The organism is Rhodopseudomonas sp. BR0C11 (assembly GCF_010820945.1).
Lineage (GTDB): Bacteria > Pseudomonadota > Alphaproteobacteria > Rhizobiales > Xanthobacteraceae > Rhodopseudomonas > Rhodopseudomonas palustris_H.
The window spans coordinates 1-5787 of record NZ_QTKI01000319.1 but is presented as its reverse complement, the minus strand read 5'-3'; the positions used below and the strand labels follow the sequence as shown (position 1 = coordinate 5787).

Here is a 5787-nt window from a genome sequence, read left to right as displayed (position 1 = left end):
GCCAGCCAAGGCGGCCGTCGGTTCGGCCGCGGCCGCCTTGGCTGGCTGCCGCGTCAGGTCGGCGCCGCGCTGCGCCAGCATGTCGGAATAGCCGCCGGCATATTCGATCCATTTGCCGCCACCGTCCGGCGCGATCACCGAGGTGACGACGCGGTCGAGGAAGTCGCGGTCGTGGCTGATCAGGATCACCGTGCCGTCGTAGTCGCCGAGCATCTCCTCGAGCACGTCGAGGGTTTCGAGGTCGAGGTCGTTGGTCGGCTCGTCGAGCACCAAGAGGTTCGACGGTTTCGCCAGCGAGCGCGCCAGCATCAGCCGGCCGCGTTCGCCGCCGGACAGCGCCTCCAGCGGGGTGCGGGCCTGCTCCTGGGTGAACAGGAAGTCCTTCATGTAGCCGATCACGTGGCGCGGCTTGCCGCCGACCATCACCTGGTCGCCGCGGCCGCCGGTCAGGGCGTCGCTCAGCGTCGATTTCGGATCCAGGCTGTCGCGGCTCTGGTCGAGCGTAGCGATCTCCAGATTGGTGCCGAGCCGCACCGTGCCGCTGTCGGGGGCCAGCGCGCCGGTGAGCAGGCTGATCAGCGTGGTCTTGCCGGCGCCGTTCGGGCCGACGATGCCGACGCGGTCGCCGCGATTGATCCGGATCGAAAACGCATCGACGATCGGCCGGTCGCCCCAGGCCTTGTTGATCGACTTGGCTTCGATCACCAGCTTGCCGGACTTGTCGGCCTCGGCCGCGGCGAGCGAGGCGGCGCCCGTGGGCCCGCGATAGTCGCGGCGCTGGGCGCGCAACTCGTGCAGGCCGGCGAGCCGCTTGACGTTGCGCTTGCGGCGGCCGGAGACGCCGTAGCGCAGCCAGTGCTCTTCCATCACGATCTTGCGGTCGAGCTTGTGCTGATCGCGTTCCTCTTCGGCCAGCACGTCGTCGCGCCAGCTTTCGAACTGCGAGAAGCTGCGGTCGATCTGGCGGATCACGCCGCGGTCGAGCCAGGCGGTGGCGCGCGACAGGTTGGTGAGGAAGCGGCGGTCGTGGCTGATCATCACGATCGCGCATCTGCGCTGGGCGAGATCGTTTTCCAGCCATTCGATCGTTGTCAGGTCGAGATGGTTGGTCGGCTCGTCGAGCAGCAGGATATCGGGATCGGGCGCGAGAATCCGCGCCAGCGCCGCGCGCCGGGCCTCGCCGCCGGAGAGATTGGCCGGATTCTCGTCGCCATGCAGGCCGAGCTGTTCGAGCAGATAGGCGGCCTGATAGTGGTCGTCGCCCGGCGCGAGCCCGGCCTCGACATAAGCCAGCGTGGTGGCGAAGCCGTCGAAATCCGGCTCCTGCGGCAGATAGCGTACGGTGGCGCCGGGTTGCACGAAGCGGTTGCCGCGGTCGGGCTCGATCAGGCCAGCGACGATCTTCAAAAGCGTCGATTTGCCAGAGCCGTTGCGGCCGATCAGGCACAGCCGGTCGCCGGCTGAGACGGCGAGCTCGACGCCGTCGAACAGCGCGGCGCCGCCGAAGGTCAGCGCGATGTCTTTCAGTTGGATCAGCGGCGGCGCCATGGTCGGTCCATCAGGTCGGAGCGGCCCTGCGGCGCGCGATCCTGCGGATCGCGCTGTCGAGCGCCGAAAGAAAGGTGGAGCGGTCGCGCGGCGAAAACGCACGTGGGCCGCCGGTGATCTCGCCGGTCGAGCGCAGATCGGTCATCAGATTGCGCACCGCCAGCGTCATGCCGATCGACTCCTCGGTGAACGGCTTGCCGTTCGGAGCGATCGCGGTGGCGCCCGCTTTGACGCAGCGGCTCGCCAGCGGAATGTCCGCGGTGATGACGATATCGCCCGGTTTGATCCGCTCCGCAATCCAGTCGTCGGCCGCATCCATGCCGGAACCGGCGGCGACACGCTCGATCAGCGGATGCGGCGGCACCCGGATGAAGCCGCCGGCCACCACCGTCACCGGAAGATGGTGACGCTCGGCCACCTTGTACACCTCGTCCTTCACCGGACAGGCGTCGGCGTCGACATAGATGCGGGTGAGGGCGTCGGTCATCGGGCGGTGTGCGGTTCTCTGGGCGGCCTTGCGTTGCCGGCGCAGTGGCGTAGCATCGCCGGCAACGATCGCCAACAAGATCGGGCAAACCGGGAGACACCATGGCCGCATCGCTTGCGCCTTGGCGCGTCAGCGCCTTCAACACCGCCAAACAATCTGAAAATAAGATGCACGACGACACCGTCGCCCGCCGCTTCGGCTTCACCGGCGGCCTGGTGCCCGGGGTCGAGGTGATGGCCTACATGATGCATCTGCCGGTCGCCCGCTGGGGCCGGGACTTCCTGGAGCGCGGGCTGATCGAGGCGCGGTTCGTCAAGCCGGTGTATGACGGCGAGACCGCGACGGTGACCGGCGAGCAGCAGAGCGAGGCCATTACGCTCGCGGTCGAGAGCTGCGGCGAGCTCTGTGCCACCGGCAGCGCATCACTGCCGGCGCGGGCGCCAGCGGTCCATCTGTCCGCCTATCCGGAGACCGCCGCGGCGACGAACCGGCCGCCGGTGGATGCGTCGTCGTTTCCCGAAGGGCACTGGTTCGGCACCGCACCGGTGAACTGGGGCGGGGCGAAGCTGCGCGCCTATCTCGACGAGATCCGCGAGACCGATCCGATCTACCAACGCGATGATCTGATCCATCCCGGCACGCTGCAGCGGATCATGAACCGCGTGCTGGTCGACAATGTCGTGCTCGGGCCGTGGATCCATGTCGGATCGAAGATGCAGCTGCTCGCCGCGGCGCGCGGCGACGATGTGCTCACCGCGCGGGCCAAGGTGGTCGCCAACTACGACAAGAAGGGCCACCGCTTCGCCGAGTTCGACGCGCTGATCGTGGCGAACGGCGACCGGCCGGTGGCGCATTGTCACCACGTCGCGATCTTCGCCCCGCGGCAGCAGGCGGCCGCGTAGCAGAGGTTTATTCCGTCAGGCGGACGGCGGGCGACGTCATGCGACGTTCTGCCCCTCTCGCCTTGCGGGCGAGCGCAGCGAGAATACTTGCCGACGATCTTAGCAACAGGGAGGGCGGGGGCACATCCATTCATGCGCGGGAGCCGGCGAAACGGCCGAACTGATAACAAATCAAAAAATCATTCCGGAGGAAATATGACACTCGTTCAACGGGCGGCAGCGATGATGCTGGCCGCGCCGCTGCTGCTCGGCGCACCCGCCTTCGCGCAGCAACAGGCTCCGCTCAAGATCGGTCTGCTCGGCGACTTCCAGTCGGTGTATTCCGACATCGGCGGCCAGGGGAACGTCGAAGCCGCCAAGATGGCGATCGAGGAGATGGGCGGCACGATGTTCGGCAAGCCGATCGAGTTCATCTCGGCGGACGTGCAGAACAAGCCCGACATCGCCGCGTCGCTGGCGCGCAAATGGTACGAGAACGAAAACGTCGACATGATCGTCGATCTGCCGACCTCGGCCACCGCGCTTGCCGCGATGGAGATGTCGAAGAAATTCGAGAAGATCATGATCGTCACCGACGCGGCGTCGTCGGACATCACCGGCAAATCGTGCTCGCCCTATACCGCGCACTGGACCTACGACACCTATTCGAACGCCCACACCGTCGGCTCGGCGATCGTCAAAAACGGCGGCGACACCTGGTTCTTCATCACCGCAGACTATCTGTTCGGCCATTCGATCGAACGCGACACCGGCGAAGTGGTGAAGGCGGCGGGCGGCAAGGTGCTCGGCAGCGCGCGGCATCCCTTGAACAACGCCGACTTCTCCTCGTTCCTGCTGCAGGCGCAGTCGTCGAAGGCCAAGATCATCGGCATGGCCAATGGCGGCGGCGACACCATCAACACCATCAAGCAGGCGGCCGAGTTCGGCATCGTCACCGGCGGCCAGAAGCTCGCCGGCATCGTGATGTTCATCTCTGACATCCACAGCCTGGGTCTGAAGATGGCCAACGGCCTGATCATCACCGAGGCGTATTATTGGGACCTCAATGACCGCACCCGCGAGTTCGGCAAGAAGTACTTCGAACGCATGAAACGGATGCCGACGATGAACCAGGCCGCGACCTACAGCGCGACACTGCACTATTTGAAGGCGGTGAAGGCGGCGAACAGCAAGGACACCAAGACGGTGCTGGCGAAGATGCGCGAACTTCCGGTGCGCGACGCCTTCACCGACAACGGCTTCCTGCGCGAGGACGGCCGCATGGTGCACTCGATGTTCCTGTTCGAGGTCAAGAAGCCGGAAGAATCCAAGGCGCCTTGGGACTACTACAAAGTCCTCGCCGAAGTCCCCGGCGACCAGGCCTTCCGCCCGCTGAAAGACGGCGGTTGTCCGCTGGTGAAGGCGGAGTAGAGAGCAGGCCTCTGCACAAGGGGAGAGCGGAGGGGACACCGTCTGTTCTGCGGCGTCTCACCCTACTAAAAGACGTCGTCGCCGGGCTCGACCCGGCGACCCATCTTCTTCGATAGGATGCGGCCTTTTGCGCGCTACGCGCGCGATGGATGCGCGGGTCGAGCCCGCGCATGACAATCTCTTTCGAGGAGGCGCAGTGCCACAAGCACAGCGTCATCCCCCGCGCATGCGGGGGATCCAGTATTCCAGAGCGCCCGCGGTGAGCCGGACCAAGTGCCACTTGTGCGGCCCCTTCAGCCTCGGGGGATGCTCTGGAATACTGGGTCGCCCGGTCAAGCCGGGCGATGACTGGGGGGACTACGCTGCTGTCTTCGTCTTCGCCTTGGCGTCGTGGATCGCGCGCCAGACCTTCTCGGGCGTCAGCGGCATGTCGAGCGTCGTCACGCCGTAATCCTTCAGCGCATCGAGCGCGGCGTTGACGATGGTGGCAAGCGAGCCGGCGCAGCCGGCTTCGCCGCAGCCCTTGGTGCCGAGCGGATTGGTCTTGGCGGGCACCGGGTGGTCGCCGACCGTCATCAGCGGGATGTCCTCGGCCCGCGGCAGCGCGTAGTCCTGCAGCGAGCCGGTGATCGGCTGGCCGTCGGCGTTGTACGAGACCTTCTCCATCAGCGCCTGGCCTATGCCTTGGGCGACGCCGCCATGGAGCTGACCGGCGACGATCATCGGATTGACCACGGTGCCGAAGTCGTTGACCGCGGTGTAGCGCACCACGCGGGTGACGCCGGTGTCCGGATCGATCTCGACCTCGGCGACATGGCAACCGTTGGGGAAGGCGGAGGGGACGCCTTCGGTGGTGTGATCGATGTCGAGCGAGGAGGGGACGCCCTCCGGCAGCTCAGCGCCGCGCAGCCGCTGCGCCAGGTCTATGATGCCGATGCTGCGGTCGGTGCCGGCGACGGTGAAGCGGCCGTCGGCAAATTCGATGTCGGCTTCGGCGGTTTCCAGCAGATGCGCCGCGGCGCTCTTGCCCTTGGCGATCACCTTTTGCGAAGCCTCGACGATTGCCATGCCGCTGGCGGTGATCGAGCGCGATCCGCCGGTGCCGTTGCCGGTGTGGACGATATCGCTGTCGCCCTGTTCGAGCCGGATGCGTTCGAACGGCACGCCGAGAAACGTGCTGAGTACCTGCGCGAACGGCGTCGCATGGCCCTGGCCGTAGTCGAGCGTGCCGGTGATCAGCCGCACCGTGCCGCCTTCCTCGAACACGATCTTGCCGAGTTCGGGGTTCGGCGGCGCCGTCACTTCCAGATATGAGCCGACCGCGATGCCGCGCAGCTTGCCGGACTTGCGCGCGTCCTTCTTGCGCTTGGCGAAGCCGTCATAGTCGGACTGTTCCAGCGCCTGTCCGAACACGCCGGCGAAATCACCGCTGTCGTAGGT

The 5787-nt window shown here is 66.4% G+C and carries 5 protein-coding genes; 2 read left to right on the top strand and 3 right to left on the bottom strand.

From position 1 onward, the window contains the following. Both DYI24_RS19835 and DYI24_RS19830 read right to left on the bottom strand, forming a co-directional pair. On the bottom strand, positions 1-1548 hold a 1548-nt coding region (locus tag DYI24_RS19835), incomplete at its 3' end, for an ABC-F family ATP-binding cassette domain-containing protein (RefSeq protein ID WP_164573528.1). A 10-nt stretch (positions 1549-1558) separates the two neighbouring features. Beyond that, positions 1559-2035 carry a YaiI/YqxD family protein gene (locus tag DYI24_RS19830; protein WP_164573527.1) on the bottom strand — a complete coding sequence of 159 codons (477 nt, stop codon included), beginning with the start codon at positions 2033-2035 and terminating at the stop codon, positions 1559-1561. 101 nt (positions 2036-2136) lie between these two features. Between DYI24_RS19830 and DYI24_RS19825 the strand changes: the two genes are divergently transcribed. Beyond that, the gene (locus tag DYI24_RS19825; protein ID WP_164573526.1) at positions 2137-2937 is read left to right on the top strand and encodes a hotdog family protein; all 801 of its coding nucleotides are present in this window, start codon (positions 2137-2139) and stop codon (positions 2935-2937) included. Positions 2938-3132: 195 nt separating this feature from the next. Next, positions 3133-4347: an ABC transporter substrate-binding protein gene (locus DYI24_RS19820; RefSeq protein WP_107355344.1), complete on the top strand. Its 1215-nt coding sequence runs from the start codon at positions 3133-3135 to the stop codon at positions 4345-4347. A gap of 357 nt (positions 4348-4704) precedes the next feature. Here the strand turns inward: DYI24_RS19820 and DYI24_RS19815 are convergent. Continuing rightward, positions 4705-5787: xanthine dehydrogenase family protein molybdopterin-binding subunit (locus DYI24_RS19815; RefSeq protein WP_164573525.1), on the bottom strand; the 1083-nt coding region annotated here is incomplete at its 5' end.

Coding starts and splice junctions, on each gene's coding strand:
- DYI24_RS19825 (WP_164573526.1), top strand. CDS start 2,137: ATGGCCGCATCGCTTGCGCCTTGGCGCGTCAGCGCCTTCAACACCGCC.
- DYI24_RS19820 (WP_107355344.1), top strand. CDS start 3,133: ATGACACTCGTTCAACGGGCGGCAGCGATGATGCTGGCCGCGCCGCTG.
- DYI24_RS19830 (WP_164573527.1), bottom strand. CDS start 2,035: ATGACCGACGCCCTCACCCGCATCTATGTCGACGCCGACGCCTGTCCG.